This is a genomic window from Microvirga massiliensis, assembly GCF_001006805.1.
In the GTDB taxonomy this organism is placed as follows: domain Bacteria; phylum Pseudomonadota; class Alphaproteobacteria; order Rhizobiales; family Beijerinckiaceae; genus Microvirga; species Microvirga massiliensis.
In genome coordinates, this window is record NZ_LN811363.1 from 215,767 (window position 1) to 242,732 (window position 26,966).

The window sequence follows — 26,966 nt, forward strand, 5'->3', positions numbered from 1 at the left end:
AGCCGCCGAGGCCCAATGAGCCGCCGACGGGATGGCCTGCCGAAAATGACAGACAATCGGCTTGGATGCCGCGACCGCCATGGTGACGTCGCCTGCATCCCCGCGATCCTCCTGTCATGCGCATGAGGCAGGTTTGAAGTCCGCAATCCTCAGCAATCGCCTTCCACGAGCTTGTTGCGGATCGCGTAGCGGATCAGGGCGGCGGTCGTGTCGAGGTTGAGCTTGCGCATCGCGGTGGCGCGATGGGTCTCGACGGTCTTCAGGCTGAGGCTGAGGACTTCCGCGATCCTCTTGTTGGTGTGCCCCTCGGCGATGAGCTGCACCACCGCCGTCTCGCGGGAGGTCAGCAGCGACGCCGTCGCCCCGGAGCCCTGCGCCAGGAAGCTCTCGAGGAGCGCCTCCGAGACCTTGCTGGTGAAGAACGGTTTGTGGTCGGCCAGGCTCTCGACCGCCGCCACCAGGAACCGCTTGGCGTCGGATTTCAGCAGGAAGCCTCGCGCGCCGGCCTCCAGGACTTCGCGCACCAGGGTCGCGGTGTCGTGCATCGTGAAGATCAGCACCTCGGCGCCGGGCACGCGGGTGCGGATCTGGCGGGTCGCCTCGATCCCGTTCACGAGCGGCAGGGCATAGTCGAGCACCACGACATCCGGACGGGTCGCCAGCGCCAGGTCAATGGCGGCCTTGCCGTCCTCCGCTTCCCCGACCACCTCCCAGCCTGCCTGGCCCTCCAGGATCGCCCGCACCCCGGACCGGACTACGTCGTGATCGTCGGCGATCAGGATGCGGGTCATCGCGGGCCCCTTCGGGTGCAGGCGCGCGCATCGGCGCCGGCCTGGCCTCGGCCTCCGGCAGGATACAGCAGGTGCCTGTCCGGCGAACCGGCGCGAAACCCTGAAAGTGGCCGCGTCAAACCCTGAAAATCATCTCGGACGCCCGGGAACATCAGGCCGCAAGCGAGATTGAGGCTGCTCGCCTTGCCGCGTCCGGCAGCGGGACATGGGCCAGCAGGAACGTGCCCCGGGGACCGGACCTGATCCGCAGATCGCCATCGAACTGCCGCAACCGGGCGCGCATGCCGGGGATGCCGACGCCCATCCGGGTCCGTTCGCCGGAACCGTGGCCCGCAGGCCTCTCGAGGCCCCGGCCGTCGTCGCGGACCCGCACGACCAATCGCCCGCCGGCCAGCTTCGCCCCGACCGACACTTCCGCGGCCCCGGCATGGCGATGCACATTGGCCAGCGCCTCCTGCACCACCCGGAGCATGGCGCGCTGGACCTCCGGCGGAGTGTCGTCGACCCGGTCGGAAATCCGGATCCGGGCCCGCAGCCCCGTGCGTCCCGCAAACCCGTCGATGAACTCCTCCAGCGTTGCCTTCAGCCCATCCTCGGCGAGGTTCGGCGGGTGGAGCAGGTAGGTGAAGACGCGAAGCTCCTGGAGGGCCCGGTCGAGCAGGGCCTCGATCTGGGCGAATGTCTTGCGGGCAGCCGGGCCCTGCTGGACCTCCCTTTCGAGGCGCGCCAGCCCGAGATTGGCCGCGACGAGGCTCTGGGCGGTGGAGTCGTGCAATTCCCGCGCGATGCGCTGGCGTTCCTCCTCCTGCAAGGCGAGCAGTTGCTCCGAGAGTTGGGTGACCTCGCCTCTGGCCTGGGTCACCAGGTACGCCAGCGTCCTCAGGGGCCGCTCGACCTGGCGAGTCATGAACAGGGCCGCGAGCCCGCCGGCGAGGAGGAGGAAGGCCGCCGGCCATGCCATCTGCCGCAGGACGCCCGTGACAGGCGCATTGACGAGGGCGAGCGGTACCGCGACTACGCTCGTCCAGTTCGTCGCCCCGGAACTCCGGTACGCGACCCGGACCGGAACCCCGCGCTCGTCGACACCCCCGATCGATCCCTCGACCATCTCGTTCGGGTTGCCGGCGGTGAGGCGTGCCGCAAGGGTGCCCGGCATCGGAATGTGCGACGACGTCTCCGCTCCCCTTGTAGTAACGATCGGCTGGAGCCTGCGATCGTAGAGTCCCTTCATCCATCCTTCAGGGACCTTCTGGCTTCTTAGGATGGTGCCGAGGCGGTCCTGCGAGAGCACGGTGGTGAGGAAGCCCTTCATCGTGCCATCGTCATGGTTGATTCTGAGGCTGAGCGCGATGACCGTCGTTCCGGGCTTCACGAGGCTCGCCATGCGGCCCGACACCGTCCAGCCGCGCTCGCGAACCCGGTTTAGGGCGTCCGGATAGGTCGGGAAGTCCCTGTGCCGGGGGAGCGGCGCGCCGAAGGGCCGGAGCGTATTGACGACCTGCCCGTCCAGATCCTGAAGGATCAACCAGGACCCATCAGGGATCGGCGTCGCCTTGAGCTGATCGTAGAAGGCCTTTACGTCGCTGGACTTTAGGGCAGGCGATGAGGACAGGCCCCGTAGCAGGGCATTGCCGGCGGCCACCTCCTGGTCGAAGCCGAAGGAGAGGGTGAATGCCGTGCTCAAGGCACGATCGCGGATGGCTTGGCGTTCGTTCCGGGCATTGGAGAGCAGCAGTGCCGCCGCGACGATGCACGCGGCCAGGACCACTCCCGCGAAGGGCAGGGCGACGCGCCGCCTGAGGCGGAGCGGGTCACCTCGAACCGGGACCCGCTGACCGGCACTGTCAGCCATGCGGCCACCTCAGGCCTGGATACCGGCTGGATGCGCCGGCCTCGGAAGCCCCCCTCCCGATGGCTTAACTCATGTTAGACCCTGGACCGGGATGCTGTCGAGCAGGCGGAATGTCGGTGCCGCCCGGCGGCGCCACCGGAGCGATCCTCGAGCGAGCCAGTGCCCGGAAGCAGGCATCGCGGCAGCGGCCCATCAGTCGCAGAATCAGGGTTTGCCGCCGCGATTTTGCGGGCAAACCCCAATGGCGGCCGAGGCGGAGACCGGCGAGACTCGACGATCCTTGGTGATCGGGAGCGCCCCTCATGTCGCCAGCCGTTGCCGGAATCCTGCCGGCGGATGCCCGGCGGACGCCCACGGACCCGCAGATGCTCTGGATCCCGGGCGGCACATTCCGGATGGGCTCGGACCGGCACTATCCCGAGGAGGCGCCGGTCCATCGCGTCACCGTCGACGGCTTCTGGATGGATGCGACGCCGGTCACCAACCGCCAGTTCCGCGCCTTCGTGCGCGCCACCGGGCACGTCACCGTCGCCGAAAGGCAGCCTGACCCGAAGGATTATCCACGGGCTCTGCCGCATCTGCTCAAGCCCGGCTCGCTCGTCTTCAGCCCGCCGAATTATCCGGTGGATCTGCGCGATTGGGGACAGTGGTGGGCGTATATTTTCGGGGCGAACTGGCGCCGGCCCTCTGGTCCGGGTTCGTCGGTTAAGGGGCTGGACGATCATCCCGTCGTGCATGTCGCGTATCCGGATGCCGAGGCCTACGCCGCCTGGGCCGGCAAGGACCTGCCGACCGAGGCCGAGTGGGAGTTCGCGGCCCGCGGTGGGCTCGATCAAGCGGAGTTCGCGTGGGGCGACGAGTTCACCCCGGACGGGCGGCACATGGCCAACACCTGGCAGGGGGCGTTCCCGTTCCAGAACTCGAAACTGGACGGCTACGAGCGGACCTCGCCGGTCATGACATATCCGCCCAATGGCTATGGCCTCTACGACATGATCGGCAATGTCTGGGAATGGACGTCGGACTGGTACGCCCCCAAGCATCCGGCCGGCGCGCCGAAGGCCTGCTGCATTCCCGAGAATCCGCGTGGAGCACGCGAGGGGAACAGCTACGACCCCTGCCAGCCTGACACGAGGATTCCCCGCAAGGTGCTGAAAGGGGGCTCGCATCTGTGCGCCCCGAGCTACTGCCGCCGCTATCGACCGGCGGCGCGCCACCCGCAGCCGGTTGACAGCTCCATGAGCCATGTCGGCTTCCGCTGCATTTCCAGGGAGAGGAGCACCCCATGACCCATGATCGTGCGTTCCCACAGCCCGTGGGCGGGAGGCCCCGCCTTTGCAGGCGCGCCAAGGCTGCAATGGTCGGGGCCACGGCCCTGGTCTCGGCGGCGATGTCTGTTCCGGCCATCGCCCAGGCCCCACAGCAGCAGAGACCCAACATCCTGTTCATCATGGGCGATGACATCGGCTGGATGCAGCCGAGCATCTACCATCGCGGTCTGATGGTCGGCGAGACGCCCAACATCGACCGCATCGCGCAGCAAGGCGCGATGTTCACGGACTACGTTGCCATGCAGAGCTGCACCTCGGGGCGCAATGCCTTCTTCACCGGCATGTATCCGTTGCGCACTGGTATGATCCCGCCGCAACTCCCGGGCAGCCCGTCTTATCTCCAACCCGGTACCCCGGCGCTCGCCAAGTTCCTGCTCGATCTCGGCTACAACACTGGCGAGTTCGGCAAGAACCATCTCGGCGATCACACCGCCGCTCTGCCGACCGCGCACGGCTTCCAGGAATACTGGGGCTACCTCTACCACCTCGACGCGATGCAGCAGGTAAGCTTCCCGGACATCAACAAGACCGCGACGCAGCAGACCGTCGCGCCTCCATGCCGCAATACCCCCATTCCCGGCATTCCGGAGGTGGCGGGTGCCGTGGATCCAAGGACCACGGTCTGTCTCACACCTCCGCGGAATATCCTGTCCTGCAAGTCCTCCGACGGCACCGAGCGAAACCAGATGTGCAGTGACGAGGGCCCACTGACGCTGGAGCGCTCGGAGACGGTGGACGAGGAAATCTCGGCCAACGTCATCGACTTCCTCGACCGCAATGACCCCAAAAAGACTAACAAGCCGTTCTTCGTCTGGTACAACCCGGCCCGCATGCACGTCGTGACCGTGCTGTCGCCCAAGTACCAGGCCATGGTGGGCGAGCGCGGCGGCAAGGACTGGGGCGTCAACGAAGCCGGCATGAAGCAGCTCGATGACAACATCGGTGATGTGCTCAAGAAGCTCGACGACATGGGTCAGGCCGACAACACCATCGTGGTGTTCACGACCGACAACGGCGCCGAGGCGATCAGCTTCCCGGATGGCGGCGTCACCCCGTTCAAGGGCCAGAAGGGCGAGGCTTGGGAAGGCGGCTACCGCGCCCCGATGGTCATCCGCTGGCCGGGGGTCATCAAGCCCGGTACGGTATACAATCAGCTCTTCGCCGCCCTCGACTGGGTGCCGACGCTGGTCGACATCGCCGGGGGCCCCAAGGGCGACGGGCTGAAACAGCAGATCGAGGCCGGACAGTATCCCGGCATCGTCAAGACGACGCTCGACGGCTTCGACCAGCGCGACTTGCTTGAGGGCAAGTCTGCAAAATCGGCGCGCGACCACTTCTTCTATTTCTCAGGGGCGACGCCGTCCGCCGTGCGCTACAAGAACTGGAAGATGTACTACACCATGTCGCAGCCCGGGCCGGCCGGCTGGATCATGCCGCTCGTCCCGTTCCACTTCACGCTCGTCCAGAACATCAAGCGCGATCCGTTCGAGCAGGCGGTCGGCATCGACCAGAAATCGGCCATGAGCCTGGGCGGCGCGTTGGGCGCTCCGGCGACTTCGTTCCAATACGACTGGAACATGCTGCCGATCGGCCAGCAGTTGTGGCTGGAGCACCTGCTCACGTACGAGAAGTTCCCGCCGCTGCAGGCACCGGAGAGCTACAACCTCAGCGGGATTCTGGAGCAGGTCAAGAAGGCCAACATGAATCACGCGGGCGACTAGGGTGCATGCCCTGGCGGCACGTGAGGCAGGCGCCCCTTCGAGGACTCCGCCGTCGCCAGGACGGTGTGGAAGAGGAATGCGGCCGGCGGCGATCGACGGCTGATGCCACAAAATGGCGGCGGGCAGCTGGCCCGCCGCCCTCGTGTTCAGAGCCTTGGGTTCGCGATGGACCTCAATATTGGTTGGGGCGCCCCAAGGGGTCGGGACCACCGACTGCTCCGGCGGTAGGAACGGGAGGGGTAGTCCCGTCAGGAGCCCATTGAGCACGGCCGTCACCCGGCCGTGCCGGCAGTCGAGCACGGGCGCTCCCGAGGCGCCCTCCTTGAGCAGGAGGCGGTTGGACCCTTGAACTTCGAAAAGCATGAGACCGGCATACTTGCCGGTAGGATCCTCAATCCTGGGCACGTCACCACGGGCGGCATGCCGCCGTCCTCCGGGATAGCCCAGGTCGAGGACGATCTCGTCCTGCGAGGGTGGCTCCGGCCCGATCTCGAGTGCCTGGGCACCCGGGAACGGATCCCGCAATTCAAAGATCGCCAGATCCTCCGCATGCCGGGTTCTCGATACGGTCCTTCTCCCATCGCGCTCGGCGAAATTGCCCTGGTAGACGATGCGAGCTTGTGCCCTGACTGTCACGTCCGGCGCCCCGTCCGTGATAGCCTGGCGCAACTCCACCTCGTGCCAGCCCTGGGCGGGAAGTTCATTTGCGAAATGCGCCGCGGTGACCAGAAACCGGGGAGAGCCGTAGAACCAAGCCGTGGCCCGCTCGCCGACGATCGCCACGCTCGCATGCCCAAGTCTCTCGTTGTCGAAGTACCAAGCGATGCTCACGACGGAACGGGTGTAGGATGAGGATCGACGCAGGTCGTATCGGCCGCTTGGGCGTGCGCTCGAGATAGGCTCCAGTTACTGTCGCGTATGAAAGGCAACAGCGCCAAGGCGGCGACGCACAGCGTTGCCCGGACCTGCGATGGGATATCTATGCATTTCCCCATTGTGCGCGTCCGGAACTGCGGAGCAACGAGGCGACGCTGACGCAACAGATCCGGAGCGCCCTCTCAACGGAATACCGTCGGGACGGTTCCAGCCTGGCCGATGCGATCGGGGAGCAAGGGCCGAGCGGATTGGGAGGTTACCGATGAGGGTTGCACGCCCGACCATTTTTTGGATCACGATCTCCGTCATTGCGCTGCTGGCATTGATACTGCTGCGCCCAATCCTGCTGCCATTCGCAATCGGGATGGCGCTCGCCTATCTGCTGGTTCCGGCGGTAGATGGACTGGAGCGGATCGGGATCAATCGCTCGCTCGCCGCTTTGACCCTGGTCCTACTGCTGGTCGTCGGTTTCGTGACCATTGTGGTTGTGATGCTTCCGGCTATCGTCGGCGAGCTGAACTTCTTCATCGACCAGTTCCCACGCTACGTCGCGCGCATGCAGTCTCTCATCAGCGACACGAGCCGACCCTGGCTGCACAGGATCATGGGCGAGAATCTCCACATCGGGGAGTCCTCCGGCAGGATCGCGACAACGATGGGCGGCGCTTGGCTCGAAGACGCCGTTCGCTCACTCTGGTCGAGCGGAGAGGCCCTGATCTCTCTGCTCTCGCTGCTGGTGGTGGTCCCGATCGTCAGCATCTATCTTCTGGCGGATTGGGAGCGGATGATCGCAACGATCGACGGCTGGTTGCCGGCTGGGTCTCGCGAGGATGTCCGGGCTCTCGGGCGTGAGATCCACGACACGGTCGCCGGCTTCGTGCGCGGGCAGATCGTGATCTGCTTGATCCTTGCCGTCTTCTATGCCGTGGCCCTCAAGGTGATCGGTCTCAACCACGCCATCCTGATCGGCATCACGGCAGGCCTGATCAGCTTCGTGCCGTATCTTGGCGCAGGGGTCGGCGTCGTCATCGCGATGTGCGTTGCGACGGCCCAGTTCTGGCCGGACTGGACGCTCCTGGGCATCGTGGCCGGCATTTTCTTGATGGGCGAAACCCTTGCCGATTATGTCCTGTCGCCGCGCATCATCGGGGCTCGCGTCAAGCTCAATCCGGTCTGGCTGATGTTTGCGCTGTTCGCCTTCGGATATCTGTTCGGCTTCCTTGGCCTGTTGCTCGCGATCCCGCTCGCGGCGTCGCTGGGCGTGATCCTGCGATTCGCGATGCGCAAGTCCTTGGTTGGCTCGGACGCCGCGCTAGCATCGTCCGCAGCCGATTTCACCACCCCCATTGCCGACAAGCACGCCAAGCCGGGGCAGCAGCGGACGGTGGTTGTTCCAAACGATCGAGCTTCTGTCCCGACCGGTCAAAGAGAGCCTTGATCCGCAGGTTTCAGGATATCGGTATGGGTGCGACGTCACTCCACGGGCCACGCGGGAGGGATGCTTGCAGGCTACGGCCACGCGTTCCGCGAAGGATGACCCGGCGCGTCCGGAGAAAGGCGGTGAACCCGGATCGATTGCCAGGTCGAGAAGGGCATCCGCACCGGGTGCCGAGCGGTGCCCCGACGGCGTTCCTGCTTCTACTGAAAACCGGGCGCTGATGCCCGGAACAGGACCGTGTTCGGGCATATCGAACCTTTGATCCCGCCGGTCCTGGCGAAGCCGCAGCGAGCCCGGACCGAGCTGGCGCCCGCAGTGCCTAGGAGCAAGCGTTGCGATCCGGCAGATCCGACAGGAAATCAGGGTTTGCCGCCGCCATTCTGCGGGCAAACCCCAATAGCGGCCGAGACGGAAACCGGCGAGACTCGACGACCGGTGGTGATCGGACCGCCCCTCGTGTCGCAAGCCGTTGCCGGGGACCGTGCCCGTGAACGTCCGATGGGCTTCCCATGTCGCGGGCGGTTCGCAAGCAGGAGGATCAACAATGACCCGTGTCGTTTTGCTCGTCGCCCTCGGGGGCCTGATGCTTGCCGTGCCGGGCCGGGCGCAGGTTCAGGATCCCGGGCTGGCGCTGCACGGCGGCGAGATCACGATCCCGTCGGAAAGCACCCTCGAGCGGGAGGCGGTGACGCAACCCCGGAACGAGTTCTCGACGGACGATGCCATCGCCGACCGGCAGATGGAGGAGCAGGACCGGGTGATCGACCGCGAGGTCCTGCGCGGCATCTGCTCGGACTGCTGAGCGACCGTCCCCTCCTGTCCTGGTCACCGATGGCACGTGCTCTGCCGATCGCAAGGGGCTCCTGCAGGATGCGGGCGGCAAGCCGCCAATGCTCCTCGGATCTGGGCAAAGCTGATGAAAGGGTGAAGCGGATGAAGGCATCCTTGGCGGCTATGGCGCTTGTTGGCGCGGTTGCTGTGGCACTCATTGCGATCGCTCTGGCGGGGTGCCAGTCGACCGTGGGGACGGCAAGCGGCGCCCCGAACGGCACGCTCACGAAGGCCGGCTTCGTGGCCAAACGCGCCAGCACGCCGGAGCAGGTCGCGGTGCTCAACAGCCTGCCGGCGAACACGTTCGTGCGGCAGACCACAAACGGGAAAGCAACCTATCTCTATGCCGATCCGGCAGCGTGCGGCTGCGTCCATGTCGGAGGCGAGAGCGCATTCCAGAGCGTCAGGGGCATGCAGAACATCGTCTATGACATGAACCGCCTGGAGTTCGGCGGCGGTCTCGATCCGGACAACATCGGCGATCTCAGCGACTGGCAGCCGTTCTGACGGCGGTAAACGTACAGGTCTTGTTTACGCCAAACGCATCATCAAACCGGGCGGGAGCCACCAATCTGCAAGCGGGGAGCGTGCTCAATGTGCTGCAACTCGACTCGGGTACCGTAACGACTTCGCGAAGGAGCAAGTGCTCCTCACCTGTCATCAATCTCACAATCGGCGTGCCGCGGCTCAGGCGTCGTCACCTCAACGCGGGAAACGCCGAAGAGGCTCACTTCTGTTCCCGCCCCGAATGAACACTGATTGAAATACCGCACGCACTGTTCCGAAGATCGCGCATGCCCTAAGGTTCATGTGGACGACTAAGCGGGATCCAGCACTCGCCGATCCGCTGATGGTCAACGGCACCCCTGGATGATCGACAACATGAGCAAGATGATTAGATTTGTGCAGGAGCCGTCATGCGACAGGTATTGACGTTATTCGTCAGCACGTTTTCGACGTTGCTTGCGATCATCAACCCACTTGAGGTTTTGCCTGTATTTATTAAATTACTCGAAGGTGAAGATGCCGATCAACACCGGCACGTTGCGCGTTGTTCATGTTTTTATGCCATATTGCTCTTGTTCTTCTTTCTCGTCTTCGGAACGCTCATATTGAAAATATTCGGCGTTTCTCTCAGCATGGTTCGCATCGTCGGTGGGATCATCCTGTTGCGCATCGGATTTGAGCTATTTTCGGGTTCATCCGCAGATGGATCGCCAAATACGGTCAATAGGAATGGACAAAAAGGTGACATCGCCTTTGTCCCGCTCGCCATGCCGCCTATGTGCGGCCCCGGGGCAATCGCGACAATGCTTGGCATGACCTCGCTCGTGAAAAGCTCTGGGCTTGAACTTGCCTCCTTTCTCGCTATCGCCTGCGCCACTCTCGCAGCCATGCTCGTGACTTATCTATGCTTGGCCTATGCCGAGAATGTCGTCGGGCGAATTGGTCCCATGGGGATCGACGCGGTTACCCGCATCGTCGGGTTCTTCGTGGCCACCATGGGCGGGGCGCTCATCTTCCACGGTGTGGTGGAAGCCCTTCAAGAATACGGAGTTATAGCAGCACGCTGAAAGCCTGATATCGGAACAGTTGCGTCACTGCATTCGACACAATTCGAAGGCTTCGTTCCGTACGTCGAGTTTTCTGCAATGCGCCGCTACTTGAGCGCGGTGGCCGCAGTCATGTCGGATTCTGCCTCGACAAGTGGTGTCTGCGCTCTGAAGGCCGTCAATGTCGGCCCGTCATTGGCTTCACAACGGCATCAGGTAAGGATGTTCACTGCCCTCGCAGCGACCAGAGCGACGGTCAGCAAGGACACGATTGCCTCGACCATCATCAGAATCTTTGCCCGCCCCGTCAGTGGCATCGTGTCTGTCGGGGAGAATGCCGTCGCGTTGGTGAACGACAGGAACAGGTAGTCGACAAAACCCGGCACCCAATTCGCGGCCCCACGGGTACTAAGGGTCATTTGCGGGAAAAGGAAGTCGGCGATATCGGTTTTTGCGAACCCGATTCTCGGCGGTCCTCCCCGGTCGATGTTCCAGAACCACAACGCGAAGATGATGACGTTCGTCACCCAGATGTTCAGCGCATCGATCAGCAAGGTCGTGCCGTTGGCCGAGAGGCCATGCACCAGGGCTCGCACAAGGTCAATCAGCGCCCCGCAGTTCATGACGCTCATGACCGCTGTCAGAAGAAGCGCAACGCGCCGGATCAGCAGGCGGTGGCGTTCGATGATCTGCCAGTGGTGGTCGGTTGTTGCGGCCGGCACCTGCACTTGGGTCCACGCCGTGCCAGCGGCTAGAGGCGCCAACATAGCGAGCTCGATCGTCGGAGCGAGCCAGCGTGGCCCGAAGGAGAGGTCGTTGATGACGAGAAGCTGAAGAACAACGACCATGAGGACGGCGCCACGTGCAACCCAGAAATCAAGCGCCTGACGATGGATGATTGAATGAGGGTGCGGAGTGCTCATCATGTCACCTTCGACCACGTATCTCTCAGACCCCAGAATAGCTTGGTTGGCGCGTTTAGGTGCGAGGGTGATTGGCCGGTCATGGTGGCGCTGCAAATCTGGCTACGCGTCGAATGGTAGAGGATCAGCAGGAGTCCGCCGATGGGTTGAGAGAGTTCATCATGGCCTCCCTTCCATACGGCCGGACTCGCCACACGGGGCAAGGGTGCTTGAAGCGGAGCAAGCAGCCAATACCGAGTCGGCAAGCAATGGGCCGGCCCTCTCCCTGTCCCACGAATGTCACCGCTTTCCCGGAGCCAAGCGACCTCACAGGCTGTGGGACAACCGGAAGAATCCTGCTTAGGTTATGCAGACGTGGGCGATGGCCTCGTGCGAATTGGCCCGGCCCACCTCAGACGTGGGCGCGGGTCTATTTGTTTGTGCATGGCGGACACGCCCGCTGTCTATCCGAGATTTTGCGGCTGATTTATTAGGCCACGGGTAAAGTCGTATTCGGAGGGGAGCGCTCCAGTCCCAACTCCAGTCCCAATTTCGAGCGCAGCTTGGATCATGGCGCGGTAAGCCCCATAGTCGCTTGTGTCGGATGGCGGCGGTTCATCGTGGAAGTGATGGCCGCTCTTGTATCGCCAGAAGGCGCCGATCATCTCGGGCGTTGGCTATTTCGGAGCGAGCACGAAGCCGTCTGGCAGGATCCCAATTCCAGTTCCAACGGTAGCGGCGCGTAGGTGCTCGATTTCGGCGGCCGCTTCAAGCAAAAGCGTCTGGTCCCAAAACGCGCCAATCCATGGATCATACCAAGCGAATATTGGACGCCGCCGCCGCTTGGGTCGATGGGCACTCGGGACGGACACATGGCGCGTGCTCCGGGTGCTCCGCTGTACCTACTTGCCCTGCAGCTTGTCGAGCACTGCCTGAGTGGCTGGGCCGGCGATCCCCCCGAGGAGTGGGGTTGCAAACACGCTGACCACGGCGCCCACGGCTCCTGGCACAAGTGCCGCAAGGCCGTCCACGTGATTGGCAACCGTGCTGTCGTCGGCAGCTTCGCCCTTGGTGGCTTCCTGTTTCAGCGCCGCCAGCTTCGCTTCTGCCTGGGGGCGAACCTCGGTCGGCGCAGCCGTGATCGCCTCGGTCAATGGGCGAAATATATCGTCCAGTGCGGCTGCAAAAGGGGCTCCGATGTTGACGCTACCGCTTTGACCTTGGCCTGTCATGTCAGCCTCCTAAGTCTTGGATCGCAGCGCGTTGGTGCTGTCGAGCATAACTGATCCGGGGTGCTCCAAACAACCTCAGCGGATTGCCTATTTTCATAAGCCCCTTGATTTACCTCCCATCTGAGAGCGTCACGCGCGCCGCCCTATGCCGCCTCGGCTTTCCCCTCACTCTCGTTGGTAATGACCTCGGCCCAAGTATCGAGCATCGAAGCGCAATCGTCCGGGGCCTCAGGGTCGAAGGGATGGTCGCCACCTTTGTGATCTTGCACCGGCACGGCAGAGTGGCGAGCAATCTCCATTTCTGAGTAAGTCAACCTCGTAGGGTCTCTGCAACCCTCGTAACGATGCCCCTGCCCACGCTGGCCGATCGGAGATGCCGGGATGCGTCGCTAGAAATATCTTGTGATCCTACGCCTCGACAACTCGCGCAAACCGTTCTGGCATTCGGAGAATGGAAAGCGCTTTACTCCTGTTGGGGAGGCAGTAGTGAGAAGATTGATCGAAAAGAGCACCTGATCAGTCGGCCGTCAAGATAATGGCTCGACTTTGGAGACTTGGCGCGCTATTCTTCCAACAGTTGTTTCGGGCTCCCAGCCAATGATCGCTAAGGTAGCGCAATAGGTAGATAGAACTCGGCACCCAGGCACTTGGCGGGATCTTCGTTTGACAGATGTCGTCGAGGAGAGTGATCTATCGGTCATGTGACAGGATTGAAGGTCAAGCAGGGAGGCAAGCATGTTCCGGATCGTGGGAATGGTCATGCTAGTCTTCGCCGGCACGGCTGCTGCGGCGGACGAATTCCCTGGGTTCGATATAGAAGCGATATGTCGGGCTGCACCGCGCCTCCTGCCGAGCGAAACGGATACCTATCAGAACTGCGTCCGGGACGAGACCGAGGCGCGCAATCAGCTGGAGCGTCAGTGGGCGAGCTTCAATGCCGGGCTGCGTGAAGAATGCGTTCGCGATACAAGCGTTGGAGGTTCCCCAAGCTTCGTGGACGTTCTCACCTGCATTCAGATGGCAGTTGGAATGCCTGCTTCGATGCCCCACCGACTCCGCCGGACTCCTTGACGGAGGTCAGCGCCTGTAACGTGAGAACGGCCTGAACCGACATTGCAGGTCAGTCAGTTCCCTTCCTGCATGCAGCGTGCGTAAAGTTAGGGCAATGCTGCTTCCTGGCTTTTTCAGAAGTTTACGGGACGGTTCGCTCCGTTGTCTCGGCTGGTCCGCGAACCCGCCCCGGCGGCAGTCTTGCGCTTAGCCCATCAACTTTCCGACTTGCAGTCCGCTTGTGCTCGCAATCAGCCGGGCGCAAGCGGCATCGCTCCTCGCAAAATACTGGCCTCAAGCGTAGGTAACGAAAGGTGAGATGGATGAAAACATCGTTCACTCTGGCGCTCGTCGCCGCTGCTCTCGCTGCCTGTCAGTCGGCACTCCAGTCCTCAAAGGTACCCCGAACGGCATGCTCACGAAGGCCGGCTTCGTGGCCAAACGCGCCAGCACGCCGGAGCAGGTCGCAGTGCTCAACAGCCTGCCGGCGAACACGTTCGTGCGGCAGACCACAAACGGGAAAGCAACCTATCTCTATGCCGATCCGGCAGCGTGCGGCTGCGTGCATGTCGGAGGCGAGAGCGCATTCCAGAGCGTCAGGGGCATGCAGAACATCGTCTATGACATGAACCGCCTGGAGTTCGGCGGCGGTCTCGATCCGGACAACATCGGCGATCTCAGCGACTGGCAGCCGTTCTGACGGCTGCAGACGTGTCCCCGTGCTTGCATCGCGCAGCCGCCACATTCATCAGGAGGCGTCCAAGTCCGTCAATCAACGGTGCGCCAAGTCGAGCAGAACCGGGAATCGGTGCGCCTGCAGTACGCACTCGCTGATCGCGCCCGCCAGTTGGGTAACGGCATGAGCAGTTCCTCGCCATCGACGATAACCTCGGGCGCCCGGCCGCCTCGGTGCTCGGCAGGCCTGCCTTCCAGCGGCTCATCGCCGAGGTCGGGTTGGGCCAGATCGGGCTGGTGCTCGGGAGCGACGTCTCGCGGCTGGGGCGCTGTGCCGGAATTGGCATCGGCTGTTGGAAACATGCGCTCTCTTCGACGCAGTTCCGCGATGCCGGAATACCTCCATCCGGAAGGTGAGGGAGCGTTCAGAGGTGGTGTAATTTCGACAGTTTTTGAAAAACCATGACCAAAACTTAAGTCGCGACCACCATTTGGACTAATTTTCATTAGAATATTCAATTGTCGCCAGCGTCGGCGACTTAGGACAGGGGCGGCGCCATGAAGCAGATCGCGATCGCTTTTGTGTTCCTCTCGATAGGCTCCTGCGCATTCGCTCAGGTGGGACCATTGACTACCGCACGAACCTGCGCGGAAGATCGGGCGCTCATCAACGCGCAAGGTGCAGCGGTGCTCAACACGAGCGCGATGACCTATGCGCGATACGTCAAGGACGGAGCCTATTGCCTCGTCGATCAGTACCCCGCACCGGCATGGGTCCCGAGTGCAGACAATCCACAATGCTTCATCGGCTATCGCTGTAAGGATGGGCCAGACGATAGCGACTTTTGACCCGGGAATGGAGAAAGCGCGCCGCAGACACAAGGAGATGGCAGGATGAGGAGAACGATACTCACGGCCATTGCGACGGCAGCCATCTGCTCTGCGGTCCTGGCCTATCCCGTATTGGCGCAGCAGGCGCCACCGCCGCTCGAGGCGCAGGCGCTCGAGCTCGTGAAGGCAATGGGTGCGAAGCTCGCGCAAGCGAAGACGCTGCAGTTCGAGTCGCGCAGTACCTATGAGGTGCCAGGGCCGAACGACACGAGGGTTTATTTCACGAGCGCCGCCGCCGTCAGCATGCAGCGGCCCGACAAGCTGCGCGTGATCTCGCTCGGCGATGGACCACCCTCCGCGTTTTACGCGACGGGGCAGGAAATTGTCGCCTATACGCCAGGCCTTCGGCTCCTTGCCGCCGCCGCCGCGCCGGGCGCCATCGATGCAGCCCTCAAGGCCGCCTATGACAAGGGGGGACTCTACTTCCCATTCACCGATGTGATCCTGCCGGATCCCGCGAAGACGATCCTCGACGGGATCAAGACCGCCTACCTTGCCGGTCAGTCGAAACTCGTGGGCGACGTGACGACGGACATCGTCGTCCTCGCGGGGGACGACATCCGCGCGCAGCTATGGATTGGCGCCGAGGACAGGCTGCCGCGCAAGATGATCGTCACCTTCCCGAGGGCTCCGAACGCGCCGCATTACGAGACCGAGTTCAGCGCATGGCAGCTCGATCGCACCTTCCACCCGAACGAGTTCCGTGTCGATTGGGCGGGCAAAGCCCAGCGCATCGAGTTCGCGCCCAGTAATGGATCGAGACCGTAGGAGGTTTACCATGCCCCGCCTCAAGTCCGTTCTCCTCGTTGCAGCGGCCGCGGCCCTCGCGACGCCGGTGCCTGCCTCCGCCTGGTTTGCAGCGCGGGGCTTCGGCGGCTTTCGGGCGGGCGGGTTCGACCGGTTCGGAGCGGTCGGATGGCACGGGGTGGGTGCCGTAGGCTGGCACGGGGCCGGGGCGGTCGGCTGGCACGGCGTCGGCTGCTATGGCTGCGGCGTGTGGCATCGCGCCGTGCCCTACGCTTGGCCTGGCGGAGCGGTGGCGGCTGGGCTTGGCGGCCTCGCGGCCGGAGCCGCCATCGGCGCCGCGGCAGCTGCCTATCCGATCGGCACCGACATCGCCATCCTGCCGGCCGGCTGCGTGCTGACGCCCGTCGCGGCGCTCAACTACTACCGATGCGGGCCAACGTGGTTTCGGCCCTACTACGGCGGCAGCGGGCTCTACTATCGCGCCGTCCCGGTTCCGTGACGCCGACTGTCTCGCCGGTCCGAATGGCGGTGCCTTTTCAGTCTCCCTCTTGGACGCTTCCAAGGTCGATGATGAAGGCGATATCGCCCGCGGCATCCGTGACCTCTATCCGCCAGCCCCTCCAGTCAGCGTCCGCTTCCGAGCACTCCCGGCGGAATTCGCGAAGGGCCTGGATGGCCTCAGCGCGAACCTCCTCGAGATCGGACACGCCAATTCCGACTTCATCCGGAATGACTGTGTGTCCGTCGTTCTGGCCAAGCCAATTCGTCACCCTGGTCGTGGCGCTGTCGCTTCGCGCGACCGAGTCGCGTCGGATCCCGGCTCTGAGCACCAGCCAGTTTACCTGATGCTGCTCCACGAAAGTGCCCTCCGAAGCTGAACTCGTCTCCTCCGCGAACTCCTTTCAATGGATGATTTCGTCCGGAAAGCAGCCGACCGGGCTTTTCGTACTCTCGCTTGGAACCGGAGCACCCGTTAAGGAGGGATCGTTAATCCTGCCGCAAGGCAGCAATGCATCGTCCTTATCCCGTCATGGCCCAGTCAGCTGTCGTTTGATCGCCTGCTCGAGCCATGCCTCGCGCGACAAGCCCGCCCGGCCCGCCGCCTGGTCGACCTGCCCCAGCAGGGTCGGCGTCAAGGGAACCGTGACGAGGACCTCCACCTCGTCCGCATCGGAAGGCACATAAGCCAGCCCTGTCACCTGTCGCGCAAACTGCCGGAGCCGGTCGGCCTTCTGTTTGTCCGAGAGGGTGCTGTCGGCTGCGACCAGCGGGCAATAGGCGCCGATCAGGTGATCGACGATAAGGGCCGGTTTCATGCCGCTGTTGCGGAGGTCGGTCATGAGTTCACCGAGACGATCGCTCGCGGTGATGTCAGTTGCGCCCGAATACAAGGCACGCAAGGCGGGGGCCGTTCTCGGCGCATCCGAAGCCGTGGCATCCGGGCAGTTGAAGGTTGCGGCATCGACCGACCCAATACTCGCAGCCACCAACGCCGCTATCGAGACCAGGATAACGTGCAAGGCCAGTCTGGTGGTCATCGGCCTCTCCATCGGAAGACCAGCAATTCCCGGCCCGGATGATCACCGAGGATCGCAAACGCGTCCTCGTCAAACCGGGCGGAGCCTGGGGCGGCATTAGGGTCACGCTGCCCTCATTCAAGATTACCACAAATTGGCTCGTCTTGGCGCCATTTGTGATATCGAGGAATCCACTGGTGAGCCTCTTCGGCTTGTTCGTCATCGCCTCCTTGACGACGAACAAGCCGAAGAGGCTCACTTCCGTTCCCGCTCCAAATGAACGCTGATTGAAATACAACACGCACTGTCCCAAGGATGGCGCGTGCCCTAATGTTCACTTTGGACTACTGAGTGGGATCCAGCACTTGCCGATCTGCTGATGGCCAACAGCGCCCCTGGATGATCATCCCGGAGCAACTTGTAGAAGGCGCCGAAGCTAGCGAAGACAGAATAGACCAGCACATATATGGTTGGCGAAAGAATACGTCTCCGGAAGCCAGCCGGGCGTCAAATCCTGAGGCCCGGTGATTTCGCTCTCACGCGGCTCATCGGGCAGTTGAGGCAAGTGTCTGGATCCAGCCGACCAACGCGTCCGTAACATCGACTGTGGCGGAGCTTAAACCGTGAGATTGCTGAAACGCTTCTTGCAACGCATGCTGATCTTGGGGTTGGGTATTTTCACGATCTGGCTGATCGTCTTTGTAGTCTTTGAAGACACCGAGCGCAGGCTGCCGTTGATCCTGGCTTTAGGCCTCACGTACGGGATTGCGGCCTATGTTCTCCTCCCGTGGGCCGTTCGCATGGGCCTCAGAATACTCCATCGAAAACGTGTGCCTAGCTTCACGACAACGGGCGACGGGCTGCCGGGCGATCCTGTCAATGTTGCGCTCGTCGGCACGCTCCCACAGCTTCGCGCAGCCTTTGCAGTTCTCGGCTGGTCAGAGGCGGATCCGCTGAGCTTAGCTAGTTCCTGGGACATGGTCCGAGCATTCGTGTCCAACTCACCATACCCAACGGCCCCGTTCAGCACGTTCTATCTGTTTGGACGCGGTCAGGACATCGGTTTCCAGAATCCCATCGGAAACAGTCCTCGGAAGCGTCATCACATCCGATTCTGGGCTTTGAGCCTTGTGCGCGCCGAGGAAACCTGGGGAGCGGGAAGCTTCTGGCTCAACACCGACCGTCCGCCGGACAATGAACCCGTTCTCTGGGTCGGAGCCGGCACGAGGGATACAGGATTGTCCTTTACTGAACTCACATTTCAGATCACCCATGCCACCGATTCGGATACGAATTTCGAGCGCGACTATATCATCGATGAGCTGAAAAAAGCTCGAACGATCGAGACGGTGCAAGTATATCAAGCTGGTGAACGCTTGCCGACGGAACACGTTAATCATTACATTACTGATGGGAGAGTTACGCTAGCAAGGCTGGTAGTACACGACACCTAATCTATTTCATGCTGTTCGCGAAAGCTCGCTCGCAAAGATTACACTTGGAGCAGCCGGGATGCCGCGCAAAGCCGTGCGCCGAGTTGTCCAGGGCTATCTTGCGGTGCTCGATGATGCCGCTTTCATCCATAGGAATCCCTCAACATCCTCAGCGCGCCCACGATCAATCAAGCAGAATCCTGCCCCGCTCACCGGCGGGGATTGGCGGCTCCGGTCGGCCGGACGCTCGATGGTAACTTTAGAACGCTGAGTCGGTCGCAGCGAGCCACCCGCAGATCCGACAAGAAATCAGGGTTTGCCGCCGCGATTTTGCGGGCAAACCCCAATAGCGGCTGAAGCTGAGACCGGCGAGACTCGACGATCCTTGGTGATCGGGAGCGCCCCTCATGTCGCCAGCCGTTGTCGCGCACGAACAGGCAGTCGGCATCGGCCGGAAGACAGTGATGAGCACCGGCGACGCCTTGGAAGCTCCGGCGACCGCGTTCCAGAGCGACTGGAACATGCTGCCGATCAGCCAGCAACTCTGGCTGGAGCACCTGCTGTCATACGAGAAGTTCCCGTCGCTTCAGGTTCTCCAGACAGACAATCTCGCCGGGATTCGGGAGCGGGTCAGGAAGGCGAACGCCAGCCACGCGCACACTCGGCCGCTCGCCCGTCGTGAGACGTGACATGGCGGGCATCTCCCGACCGGCTGCCCGCCGATCACAAGGCCCGCAGAGGCCAGAATGGGGGCTGACATCGATCCCAGAGACTTATCGAGAGGAGATCGTCATGAGGCTTTCGTTCCCGATCATTGCGCTTCCGATGGCGCTTCTGTCCGCCGGCCCGGCACTGGCCCAGAGCCTGTGCGTCGTCGAAGGCAATCCGGCGCCCATCATGGGAACCGACATGAACGCGGTCTTCAACGTCCAGGCGGGGCAAGGATGCACGTACGACATCCGTCCCGGAGGTACGCTCTCCAGTTCGAAGATCAGCCAGCGTCCCAAGCACGGCACCGTGAAGATGATCGACAAGGACACCCTGACCTATCAGCCCGCCCGGGGCTATCACGGTCCCGACAGCTTCGCGGTCACCGCGAAGGGGCGGAGCATCGACGAGAAACCCGGCACATCCGTGCTCAGCTTCCGGGTGAACGTCCAGTAACCGCGAACGGCCGAGGGGCGATCATCCGGCCCCGATCGCTGGCGCCGGGGTCACATGGCCCCGGCGTTTGGGAAGGATCCAGACGGACGTCGGCGGCAAGCTGTGGAGTGAGCAGCCGGCCCATGTCCAGGCAGCATTCCTGAGAGCCCGCTTCACGCGACAAGTTTCAACTCATCGGTGACGCCATGCAACCACAGAAGCATCTCGGTGCCGTTGCGCTGACGGCAGCCTGGCTCGGGCTCATGTCCAGTCCACCGTCGTTCGCACAACAGCCTGCTCCGCCCGCAAGACCGAACATCCTCGTGATCATGGGCGATGACATCGGCTACTGGAACATCAGCGCCTACAACCGCGGTATGATGGGCTATCGCACACCCAACATCGACCGCATCGCGAACGAAGGCGCCATCTTCACCGACTACTACGGCCAACAATCCTGCACCGCCGGCCGCGCCGCGTTCATCACCGGGCAGAGCCCGTTGCGCACCGGGTTGCTGAAAGTCGGCCTGCCGGCGGCCAAGGAGGGGCTATCGGAAAAGGACCCGACGATCGCCGAACTGCTCAAGCCGCAGGGCTACACGACCGCACAATTCGGCAAGAACCATCTCGGCGACCGCAACGAGTTCCTGCCAACCGTGCACGGCTTCGACGAGTTCTTCGGCAATCTTTATCACTTGAACGCCGAGGAAGAGCCCGAGCATCCGGATTATCCGAAAAACCCGGATTTCCGAGCGCAGTTCGGCCCGCGCGGTGTCCTGAAGTGCGTCGCCACGACCACCGACACGCCGGGTAGCGATCCCCGCTTCGGCCCATGGGGCAAGCAGAAGTGCGAGGACACCGGCCCGCTCACCAAGAAGCGCATGGAGACGATCGACGAGGAATTCCTGAAGGCCACAACGGACTTCATCGACCGCTCTGTGCAGGACCGGAAGCCATTCTTTATCTGGTTCAATTCGACCCGAATGCACATCTGGACCCATCTCGAGCCGGAATCGCAGGGTAAAACTGGTCTCGGCATCTATCCGGACGGGATGGTGGAGCACGACGGCCAGGTCGGACAGCTCTTGAAGAAGCTCGATGACCTGGGCATCGCCAATAACACCATCGTCATCTACACCACCGACAATGGCGCCGAGGTCTTCTCCTGGCCTGACGGCGGTGCGACGCCGTTCCGCGGCGAGAAGAACACCAAATGGGAAGGCGGTTATCGCGTCCCGGCGATCGTGCGCTGGCCCGGCCTGGTGCCGCCGCGCACCGAAATCAACGACATCTTCTCCGCCGAGGACTGGACGACCACGCTGGTAGCGGCGGCCGGCGAGCCGGACATCAAGAACAAGCTCCTGGAAGGCTATGATGCGGCCGGCAAGACCTTCCGGGTTCACCTCGACGGCTATGACCAGCGTGACCTGCTGGGCCACAAGGGCCCGAACAAGCGCCGCGAATTCTTCTACTGGACCGACGACGGCAACCTTGCCGGCCTTCGTTACGAGCAGTGGAAGGCGGTCTTCATGGAACAGCAGGCGCATGGCCTCGATGTCTGGGCACAACCGATGATTCAGCTTCGCGTGCCGATGCTGTTCAACTTGCGCTCCGACCCGTTCGAGCGAGCCCAGCACGAGTCAGGCGACTACGTGCGATGGTTCATCGAGCACGCCTTCGTGCTCGTCCCGGCGCAGGCGATCGTGGGCCAGCACCTCGCAAGCTTCCAGCAGTTCCCGCCACGCCAGAGACCCGGCAGCTTCTCGGTCGAACAGGCCATGGAGAAGCTCAGGAACCCGCCGTCCAGCAATTAGCCGCGTCATCGCGGATCACGATGGAGAGGAGCATGAAGCCGATCGTTCCTTCCTCCGGCATCAATCGCCGCGTCCTCCTAGCGATAGGGGCGCTGCTCCCGGCTTGGTCGGAGCTGCTTCTGACCGGCTCCGCTCGAGCGCAGACGACGCCCGAGGGTGGCCCATTGCCATCGTGGAACGACGGGGCGGCGAAGCAGGCGATCCTCGATTTCGTGCGTGCGACCATCGACCAGTCGAGCCCGAGCCATGTCGCTCCTGAGGACCGCATCGCGGTGTTCGACCAGGATGGCACGCTCTGGGTGGAGCATCCCATGTACACCCAGGTGATCTACTGCCTGGAACGCGTTCCGGCGGTGGTGGCGAAGAAGCCCGAGCTCAGAAACGTCGAGCCCTTCAAGACTGTGCTCTCGGGCAATCGGGAGGCGATGGTGAAGCTCCCGATACGAGACCTCGAAAAGATTCTCGCCGCGACGCTGACCGGCATGTCGGTGGAGGAGTTCAACGCCGAGGCGCGGAAATGGCTCGAAACCGCCCGGGACCCACGTTGGAAGCGCCCCTACACCGAGCTCGTCTATCAGCCCATGCTCGAAGTGCTGCGCTATCTGCGCGACAATGGCTACAAGATCTACATCGTGACCGGCGGCGGCCAGGACTTCGTGCGGGTCTATGCCCAACAGGTCTACGGCATCCCGCCCGAGCAGGTGGTCGGCACCGCGGGCGGAACGAAGTTCGGCTATGCCAAGGACGGCAAGCCGTTCCTGACCAAAGAACCGAAGCTGCTGCTCAACAATGACAACGCCGGCAAGCCCGAAGGGATTCACCTGATGATCGGACGCCGGCCGAACGCAGCGTTCGGCAATTCGGTTGGTGACCGCCAGATGCTCGAGTGGACCGCGGCCGGTGCCGGTGCCCGGCTGAAGATGCTGGTCCTGCACGACGACGCTGCGCGCGAATACGCGTACGGCCCGGCCGCGGGCCTGCCCGCCAGCAGGGTCGGCACCTTCACGCCCGAGCTCTATGACGAGGCGAAGAAGAAGGGATGGACGGTGATCAGCATGAAGAACGATTGGAAGCGCATCTTCACATTCGAGCAATGACCATTCCGGAAAGAGCAGCCACTGAGGGCACAGACCTTCGTTCGACTAACCCCCTGTCACCTTTCAAATCACGGCACGCGCGGGCCGGAGCCTTCGGCCCCGATGCCAGATCGATCACAGCGAGAGGAGAAGAGCTCATGATCAGACTGGTCCCCATCGTGGCGCTTGGCGCCGTCGTAGCCGTGTCGGCGTGCCAGACTGCCCAGCAGTCGGTCCAGAACAAGGAAGACCTTCTTGCGGCTGCTGGCTTCACGTTGCAACCGGCCAATACGCCCCAGCGGGTCGCGGCCATGCGGAAGCTTCCGCCGCACAAGTTCGTGCAGCAAACGTCGGGCACGAACGTAGTCTACGTTTACGCGGATCCCTCGATTTGCCAGTGCGTCTACTTCGGCAATCAGGAGGCTTGGTCGAATTATCGGGCCATGGTCTTCGAGAAGCGACTGGCCGACGAGCGGCAGATGACGGCACTCATGAATCAGAACACCTTCGACTTTGGACCGTGGGGCCCATGGTGAAAGATCGCGCCCTTAGCGAGGGCTGTCCTTGGCGGGAGAGCGTCGGCGGCAGGTACTGGCCGACCTATCGAGGAGCACGGCGATCTCGAGATACTGCAATGGACGACCGAGTCGGGCGGAGGCCGCCTGAGCATCGTGGTCCATCACACCGATGCGGTGCGCGCATATGCCTACGACCGGGAGTCGAAAGTCGATCGGCTCGACAAGGCGCTCGCCACCGCGGCGTTGGATCGATGGATTCTGGTCAACATGAAACGAGGCTGGAAAATCATCTCCACGTTCGAAAAGTGCTGATCCCGTGCGCTCGTGGCTGATCGCCCGCCATGTCACTCATTCGTATGGGCGAAGTCCTCGTCGTGCGGGGGACGTCACCAAAAGTCGGAGACGCAGAAGGGAGCTTTCGTCATGTTCACCAAGCAATTCGCGTGTCTTGTTGTGGTGACCGGCGGCGCGTGCGCGGCCGTCAGCGGGGTGCTCGCGCAGGATGCGGATGGCAAGCCGCACATGCCCCTTGCGAAAACCATTGGTCGGGTCACGCCCACGGGTCCGGTCCCGTCGCTCGCCATCCTCAACGCTGCGGGCGCGAAACTGGAGGGCGGCAAGCTGACCTTGATCGGCGTGTCGGCGAATTCGATCGTGTTCGCCGACCGTCCCGTGCGAGCGGCGGGTCACGTCATGACCGAGCAATTCATCATGCAATGGGACGAGGGCAAGGACAACTTCGCAAAGGACCCGCCCAACGCTACCGTGTCCGTCCTGGGAGGCGATAGCTCGAAGGTCAGCGATGCCGTGGTGACGTTGAGAGCGCCGAAGCTCGAAGGCGGCAACCTGACCTTCGACGTTGCGGTGTTGGAAGGGAGTCTGGCCGGATCGAGCGGACCCGCGGCCCTGTTCATCGATCATTTCGGCGGATTCGGTGGAGGCTTCGGCGGGTTCCAAGGCAGCTTTGGCGGCGGCTTCGATCGCGCCGGAGGAGGCTTTGACCGCTTCGGTGCTGGTTATGATCGCTTCGGCGGCGCTGCTCGCTTCGATGGCGACCGCTTCGGCTACGATCGCGTCGGAGATGTTTCCGTCTGGCGCGGAAATTACTGGCATGCCCCTGTTTATCATGGCGCTTGGTACGCCGGAGCGACGGGTGCGGCCGTTGGCGCCGCCGTGGGAGCGGCCGCGACGTATCCCTACTATTACGGCTACGGCCAGTGCGGCTACTACCCGTATCCGCCTTGCTACTGAACGGGGCATGCCGTGACGGCCGATCGGGATGGGCGGGCGCTGCCGCAGCGGCTGGCCCATCACACCGGTGCGGAGCACGCATACGGCCGTGACCGCTGCTCGAGGGTCGGTCGCCTTGCCACGTGGAGAAGCGGACGTTTCTTGGGTCCATTCCGTGACCGAGGTTGACCCAGAGTGTTGCGACGACCACTTGAATCAGCCCCTTCCTCAGGCTGAAGCGGGGCGCACCAACGAGAAGTTTGATATACGCTCGTTCGTCACGCTGGTTTGGGTCGCAGCAATATTGCTCTCGCCCGGAAGCGACGCGCGCAGTAGAGTGCTGGTTGGCAGTTCTCTCCCCGACGCATTGATGACATGATTTACCGCCTTGTCAGGCTGACTCACAGGCGCGGTGGCGTGCCTCCTTCCCACCGGTGTGGGCCCCTGCTCACAAGTTTGCTGCCGGCAATGTGGCGCTGGACGATTGCGGTTGCCACGTAGACCGCGCTGGGCTTTGAACGCGAGCGTAGACTGCACATGGAGTCTGTTAGTGAGACGTCTTCTCCTGATAACCTTACTGTTGATGGTATACTTATCGATGTAAGGGTGGTAATTGCGCCACCTTGGCGTGTGGCGTTTCCACCACATCCGGCGCGTGTTTATGTGGCGATTCAACCACGAGCCGCTTGATCTGTGAGGTGGTATTTCTACCACAACGTCATCGTCTCAAAAAGTGGTTGTTCGACCACGATCCTTTCCGGGCTGAGGTGGTAAATCTGCCACGTCGTCAGACCCGTGGTCCCCTAGATGTTTGCGTGCTCACGCGTCCACCTGTCCGCGGTGAAGACCGTTCCTAAGTAGCACTTCTCGAACTTGATGGCCGTCAGCGCGTCATTGCAATCACGTTCGTGGGTATCTCGGTCGTGATCGACATCACGTGCCGGGCCCAGGCCGCCATGGCACTCCGGCGCTCCTCCTCGGAGGCATGGACGTTGTAGACGCCCCGCACACTCCCGAAGCTCTCCGAGACGTGGTTGATCGCCCGCTCGGTGACCTCCGACGGGATCCGCAGTCGCGTGCAGCCGGACACGAAGGTCCGCCGCAGATCGTGCAGCTGCCAAGGCGGAATGGCCTTCCCGCCATTGGCGGCGGTGATGAGCTGATCGAGTCGCGCCTTGGCCTTGCTGATGCCGCTCGCGGGTGAGGTGCCCGTGGTGGTGAAGAGATACGGCGAGCCCTTGATCCGCGGCACACCCTGCAGGATCTCCAGCGCGGGCTCGGACAGCGGCACGAGGTGCTCCATTCCGTTCTTCGAGCGGGCGGACCGGATCACCCAGGTGGCGGTCTCGAGGTTGATCGCGTCCCAGGTCGCCTTAAAGACTTCGCTGCGGCGCTGGCCCGTGAGGGCGAGCAGCTGCACGGCCGGTCCGAACGGCGCTCCGAGTTGCTCAGCACACTGCTAGACGAGCGCGAGTTCGTGATCCGAGAGCTTGCGGTCGCGCTGGATGTCGCGGGCCGAGACCGGGCTCTCGGTGCCCTTGGCCGGGTTGTTGGGCCGCAGATGGTTCGCGACCGCATAGGAGAACAGCTTCGAGCACCAGGCCTGGAAGCGACCGGCCGCGACCGGCGCGCAGCGGGCGACGATCGCCTCGAGGGCTTCGACCACGTCGGCTCCCGTGATCTCCGCGATCGGCCTGTCGCGCCAGCGGGGTAGAGCGTCGTGCTCGAGGATGCGCCGCATCTCGGCCGTGGAGCGGCGGCCCTTGCGCTCCTGAGCCGCGAGGAAGCGCTCGAGCACCTGCTCGAAGCGGTGGCTCGCGGGCGCGCGCTCCAGTCCCTTGAGTTTCGCGACCGTGACTCGGTCGCTGGCCGGGTCGCCGCCTTCCGAGACGATCCGCAGGGCTTCGCTGGCGGCCTTACGGGCCTCGGCCAAACCCATACGGGGGTAGGGCGCGAGCGTCAGCTTGCGGGGCTTGCCGTCGGCTCGGTAGCGCACGGCCCAACTCTTGGCGCCGCTCGGCTGCACGACGAGGTAGAGCCCGACCAAGGCACCGTCCGGGATCTCGAGCCGCTTGGCGGGATCGGGCTTGAGGTTCTCGATGATCTTCTGATTGAGCGCGCGGGCCACCACTGTCCTTCGGATTGCATCCGCGCGCACGCTCCAGCGTTCCGGCCTCAGGGTAACAGGGGTAACGCAGGGAGGGTGGTAGCGGATGGGAGGGCAGGTTAATAACAGGAACGCTCAAAAGGCAACAAGCCGTTGACAAGATTGCTGTTTATGACGTTGTGGCGTTAGCACTACTTTGGCAGGTTTGGGGAACCGGGCGAGCGCTGCCGACTTCTCC

At 63.0% G+C, this 26,966-nt stretch carries 27 protein-coding genes and 1 pseudogene; 19 read left to right on the top strand and 9 right to left on the bottom strand.

The genetic code is table 11. The features are described 5' to 3' along the window. Positions 1 to 149: 149 nt before the first annotated feature. Both BN1233_RS33350 and BN1233_RS43685 read right to left on the bottom strand, forming a co-directional pair. Positions 150 to 791 carry a response regulator gene (locus tag BN1233_RS33350; RefSeq protein WP_046867924.1) on the bottom strand — a complete coding sequence of 214 codons (642 nt, stop codon included), beginning with the start codon at positions 789 to 791 and terminating at the stop codon, positions 150 to 152. Positions 792 to 942: 151 nt separating this feature from the next. After that, entirely contained in the window at positions 943 to 2,643 is a 1,701-nt protein-coding gene (locus BN1233_RS43685) for a sensor histidine kinase (RefSeq protein WP_048709794.1), read from the bottom strand. Between the two features lie 365 nt (positions 2,644 to 3,008). Here BN1233_RS43685 and BN1233_RS33360 point away from each other — a divergent pair, with 365 nt between their 5' ends. Both BN1233_RS33360 and BN1233_RS33365 read left to right on the top strand, forming a co-directional pair. Beyond that, entirely contained in the window at positions 3,009 to 3,932 is a 924-nt protein-coding gene (locus BN1233_RS33360; protein ID WP_046868025.1) for a formylglycine-generating enzyme family protein, read from the top strand. A gap of 101 nt (positions 3,933 to 4,033) precedes the next feature. Further along, the gene (locus tag BN1233_RS33365) at positions 4,034 to 5,695 is read left to right on the top strand and encodes an arylsulfatase (protein ID WP_147707704.1); all 1,662 of its coding nucleotides are present in this window, start codon (positions 4,034 to 4,036) and stop codon (positions 5,693 to 5,695) included. A gap of 324 nt (positions 5,696 to 6,019) precedes the next feature. On the opposite strand, the pseudogene BN1233_RS51340 reads toward BN1233_RS33365, so the two are convergent. Further along, positions 6,020 to 6,526 (bottom strand): annotated as a pseudogene (locus BN1233_RS51340) (serine protease family protein); the annotation flags it as partial. 307 nt (positions 6,527 to 6,833) lie between these two features. Between BN1233_RS51340 and BN1233_RS33375 the strand changes: the two are divergent. The 4 genes from BN1233_RS33375 to BN1233_RS33390 all read left to right on the top strand — a co-directional run bounded on the left by BN1233_RS33375 (position 6,834) and on the right by BN1233_RS33390 (position 10,414). Then, entirely contained in the window at positions 6,834 to 8,009 is a 1,176-nt protein-coding gene (locus tag BN1233_RS33375; RefSeq protein WP_048709798.1) for an AI-2E family transporter, read from the top strand. A 544-nt stretch (positions 8,010 to 8,553) separates the two neighbouring features. Then, positions 8,554 to 8,811, top strand: a complete 258-nt coding sequence (locus tag BN1233_RS33380; protein ID WP_046867927.1) for a hypothetical protein — start codon at positions 8,554 to 8,556, stop codon at positions 8,809 to 8,811. Between the two features lie 131 nt (positions 8,812 to 8,942). After that, a complete protein-coding gene (locus tag BN1233_RS43690) occupies positions 8,943 to 9,347 on the top strand; it encodes a hypothetical protein (RefSeq protein WP_048709801.1) in 405 nt (134 codons plus the stop codon). A 410-nt stretch (positions 9,348 to 9,757) separates the two neighbouring features. Beyond that, complete coding sequence (locus BN1233_RS33390) at positions 9,758 to 10,414, top strand: MarC family protein (protein ID WP_046867928.1); 657 nt, start codon at positions 9,758 to 9,760, stop codon at positions 10,412 to 10,414. Between the two features lie 191 nt (positions 10,415 to 10,605). Here BN1233_RS33390 and BN1233_RS33395 read toward each other — a convergent pair whose 3' ends face one another. After that, positions 10,606 to 11,319, bottom strand: a complete 714-nt coding sequence (locus BN1233_RS33395) for a hypothetical protein (RefSeq protein ID WP_046868028.1) — start codon at positions 11,317 to 11,319, stop codon at positions 10,606 to 10,608. Positions 11,320 to 12,197: 878 nt separating this feature from the next. Beyond that, positions 12,198 to 12,527, bottom strand: a complete 330-nt coding sequence (locus BN1233_RS33400) for a hypothetical protein (protein WP_046867929.1) — start codon at positions 12,525 to 12,527, stop codon at positions 12,198 to 12,200. Positions 12,528 to 13,262: 735 nt separating this feature from the next. Between BN1233_RS33400 and BN1233_RS33405 the strand changes: the two genes are divergently transcribed. The 5 genes from BN1233_RS33405 to BN1233_RS43700 all read left to right on the top strand — a co-directional run bounded on the left by BN1233_RS33405 (position 13,263) and on the right by BN1233_RS43700 (position 16,389). Next, the gene (locus BN1233_RS33405) at positions 13,263 to 13,598 is read left to right on the top strand and encodes a hypothetical protein (protein WP_046867930.1); all 336 of its coding nucleotides are present in this window, start codon (positions 13,263 to 13,265) and stop codon (positions 13,596 to 13,598) included. Positions 13,599 to 13,896: 298 nt separating this feature from the next. Further along, entirely contained in the window at positions 13,897 to 14,277 is a 381-nt protein-coding gene (locus BN1233_RS43695; RefSeq protein ID WP_048709804.1) for a hypothetical protein, read from the top strand. Between the two features lie 533 nt (positions 14,278 to 14,810). Continuing rightward, positions 14,811 to 15,101 (top strand): hypothetical protein, encoded by a 291-nt coding sequence (locus BN1233_RS33420; RefSeq protein ID WP_046867932.1) that lies wholly within the window; start codon positions 14,811 to 14,813, stop codon positions 15,099 to 15,101. A gap of 45 nt (positions 15,102 to 15,146) precedes the next feature. Beyond that, entirely contained in the window at positions 15,147 to 15,911 is a 765-nt protein-coding gene (locus tag BN1233_RS33425; RefSeq protein ID WP_046867933.1) for a DUF2092 domain-containing protein, read from the top strand. Between the two features lie 10 nt (positions 15,912 to 15,921). Then, complete coding sequence (locus BN1233_RS43700) at positions 15,922 to 16,389, top strand: hypothetical protein (protein WP_048709807.1); 468 nt, start codon at positions 15,922 to 15,924, stop codon at positions 16,387 to 16,389. A gap of 37 nt (positions 16,390 to 16,426) precedes the next feature. On the opposite strand, the gene BN1233_RS33435 is transcribed toward BN1233_RS43700, so the two are convergent. Then, positions 16,427 to 16,747, bottom strand: coding sequence for a DUF6894 family protein (locus BN1233_RS33435; protein WP_046867934.1), 321 nt, complete (start codon positions 16,745 to 16,747; stop codon positions 16,427 to 16,429). A 171-nt stretch (positions 16,748 to 16,918) separates the two neighbouring features. Beyond that, on the bottom strand, positions 16,919 to 17,428 hold the full coding sequence (locus tag BN1233_RS33440; protein WP_052764041.1) for a hypothetical protein: 510 nt from the start codon (positions 17,426 to 17,428) through the stop codon (positions 16,919 to 16,921). 602 nt (positions 17,429 to 18,030) lie between these two features. On the opposite strand from BN1233_RS33440, the gene BN1233_RS33450 reads away from it, so the two are divergent. The 8 genes from BN1233_RS33450 to BN1233_RS33480 all read left to right on the top strand — a co-directional run bounded on the left by BN1233_RS33450 (position 18,031) and on the right by BN1233_RS33480 (position 24,642). Continuing rightward, complete coding sequence (locus tag BN1233_RS33450) at positions 18,031 to 18,861, top strand: LssY C-terminal domain-containing protein (RefSeq protein WP_046867936.1); 831 nt, start codon at positions 18,031 to 18,033, stop codon at positions 18,859 to 18,861. Between the two features lie 386 nt (positions 18,862 to 19,247). Next, the gene (locus BN1233_RS33455; RefSeq protein WP_046867937.1) at positions 19,248 to 19,529 is read left to right on the top strand and encodes a hypothetical protein; all 282 of its coding nucleotides are present in this window, start codon (positions 19,248 to 19,250) and stop codon (positions 19,527 to 19,529) included. A gap of 103 nt (positions 19,530 to 19,632) precedes the next feature. After that, a complete protein-coding gene (locus BN1233_RS33460) occupies positions 19,633 to 20,004 on the top strand; it encodes an Ig-like domain-containing protein (RefSeq protein ID WP_046867938.1) in 372 nt (123 codons plus the stop codon). A 185-nt stretch (positions 20,005 to 20,189) separates the two neighbouring features. Further along, positions 20,190 to 21,797 carry a sulfatase-like hydrolase/transferase gene (locus BN1233_RS33465; RefSeq protein WP_046867939.1) on the top strand — a complete coding sequence of 536 codons (1,608 nt, stop codon included), beginning with the start codon at positions 20,190 to 20,192 and terminating at the stop codon, positions 21,795 to 21,797. A 32-nt stretch (positions 21,798 to 21,829) separates the two neighbouring features. Beyond that, positions 21,830 to 22,894: an HAD family hydrolase gene (locus tag BN1233_RS33470; RefSeq protein WP_046867940.1), complete on the top strand. Its 1,065-nt coding sequence runs from the start codon at positions 21,830 to 21,832 to the stop codon at positions 22,892 to 22,894. Between the two features lie 137 nt (positions 22,895 to 23,031). Continuing rightward, a complete protein-coding gene (locus BN1233_RS50145; RefSeq protein WP_048709810.1) occupies positions 23,032 to 23,409 on the top strand; it encodes a hypothetical protein in 378 nt (125 codons plus the stop codon). Positions 23,410 to 23,544: 135 nt separating this feature from the next. Beyond that, complete coding sequence (locus BN1233_RS45250; RefSeq protein WP_187144429.1) at positions 23,545 to 23,703, top strand: hypothetical protein; 159 nt, start codon at positions 23,545 to 23,547, stop codon at positions 23,701 to 23,703. Positions 23,704 to 23,814: 111 nt separating this feature from the next. After that, complete coding sequence (locus tag BN1233_RS33480; RefSeq protein ID WP_046867941.1) at positions 23,815 to 24,642, top strand: hypothetical protein; 828 nt, start codon at positions 23,815 to 23,817, stop codon at positions 24,640 to 24,642. Between the two features lie 862 nt (positions 24,643 to 25,504). Here the strand turns inward: BN1233_RS33480 and BN1233_RS46260 are convergent. Continuing rightward, positions 25,505 to 26,041 carry a site-specific integrase gene (locus BN1233_RS46260; RefSeq protein ID WP_048709814.1) on the bottom strand — a complete coding sequence of 179 codons (537 nt, stop codon included), beginning with the start codon at positions 26,039 to 26,041 and terminating at the stop codon, positions 25,505 to 25,507. Between the two features lie 39 nt (positions 26,042 to 26,080). Further along, positions 26,081 to 26,779: a tyrosine-type recombinase/integrase gene (locus BN1233_RS46265; protein ID WP_187144430.1), complete on the bottom strand. Its 699-nt coding sequence runs from the start codon at positions 26,777 to 26,779 to the stop codon at positions 26,081 to 26,083. Positions 26,780 to 26,966: the final 187 nt, after the last annotated feature.

Coding starts and splice junctions, on each gene's coding strand:
- BN1233_RS33350 (WP_046867924.1), bottom strand. CDS start 791: ATGACCCGCATCCTGATCGCCGACGATCACGACGTAGTCCGGTCCGGG.
- BN1233_RS43685 (WP_048709794.1), bottom strand. CDS start 2,643: ATGGCTGACAGTGCCGGTCAGCGGGTCCCGGTTCGAGGTGACCCGCTC.
- BN1233_RS33360 (WP_046868025.1), top strand. CDS start 3,009: ATGCTCTGGATCCCGGGCGGCACATTCCGGATGGGCTCGGACCGGCAC.
- BN1233_RS33365 (WP_147707704.1), top strand. CDS start 4,034: ATGTCTGTTCCGGCCATCGCCCAGGCCCCACAGCAGCAGAGACCCAAC.
- BN1233_RS33375 (WP_048709798.1), top strand. CDS start 6,834: ATGAGGGTTGCACGCCCGACCATTTTTTGGATCACGATCTCCGTCATT.
- BN1233_RS33380 (WP_046867927.1), top strand. CDS start 8,554: ATGACCCGTGTCGTTTTGCTCGTCGCCCTCGGGGGCCTGATGCTTGCC.
- BN1233_RS43690 (WP_048709801.1), top strand. CDS start 8,943: ATGAAGGCATCCTTGGCGGCTATGGCGCTTGTTGGCGCGGTTGCTGTG.
- BN1233_RS33390 (WP_046867928.1), top strand. CDS start 9,758: ATGCGACAGGTATTGACGTTATTCGTCAGCACGTTTTCGACGTTGCTT.
- BN1233_RS33395 (WP_046868028.1), bottom strand. CDS start 11,319: ATGATGAGCACTCCGCACCCTCATTCAATCATCCATCGTCAGGCGCTT.
- BN1233_RS33400 (WP_046867929.1), bottom strand. CDS start 12,527: ATGACAGGCCAAGGTCAAAGCGGTAGCGTCAACATCGGAGCCCCTTTT.
- BN1233_RS33405 (WP_046867930.1), top strand. CDS start 13,263: ATGTTCCGGATCGTGGGAATGGTCATGCTAGTCTTCGCCGGCACGGCT.
- BN1233_RS43695 (WP_048709804.1), top strand. CDS start 13,897: ATGGATGAAAACATCGTTCACTCTGGCGCTCGTCGCCGCTGCTCTCGC.
- BN1233_RS33420 (WP_046867932.1), top strand. CDS start 14,811: ATGAAGCAGATCGCGATCGCTTTTGTGTTCCTCTCGATAGGCTCCTGC.
- BN1233_RS33425 (WP_046867933.1), top strand. CDS start 15,147: ATGAGGAGAACGATACTCACGGCCATTGCGACGGCAGCCATCTGCTCT.
- BN1233_RS43700 (WP_048709807.1), top strand. CDS start 15,922: ATGCCCCGCCTCAAGTCCGTTCTCCTCGTTGCAGCGGCCGCGGCCCTC.
- BN1233_RS33440 (WP_052764041.1), bottom strand. CDS start 17,428: ATGACCACCAGACTGGCCTTGCACGTTATCCTGGTCTCGATAGCGGCG.
- BN1233_RS33455 (WP_046867937.1), top strand. CDS start 19,248: ATGTCGCCAGCCGTTGTCGCGCACGAACAGGCAGTCGGCATCGGCCGG.
- BN1233_RS33460 (WP_046867938.1), top strand. CDS start 19,633: ATGAGGCTTTCGTTCCCGATCATTGCGCTTCCGATGGCGCTTCTGTCC.
- BN1233_RS33465 (WP_046867939.1), top strand. CDS start 20,190: ATGCAACCACAGAAGCATCTCGGTGCCGTTGCGCTGACGGCAGCCTGG.
- BN1233_RS33470 (WP_046867940.1), top strand. CDS start 21,830: ATGAAGCCGATCGTTCCTTCCTCCGGCATCAATCGCCGCGTCCTCCTA.
- BN1233_RS50145 (WP_048709810.1), top strand. CDS start 23,032: ATGATCAGACTGGTCCCCATCGTGGCGCTTGGCGCCGTCGTAGCCGTG.
- BN1233_RS33480 (WP_046867941.1), top strand. CDS start 23,815: ATGTTCACCAAGCAATTCGCGTGTCTTGTTGTGGTGACCGGCGGCGCG.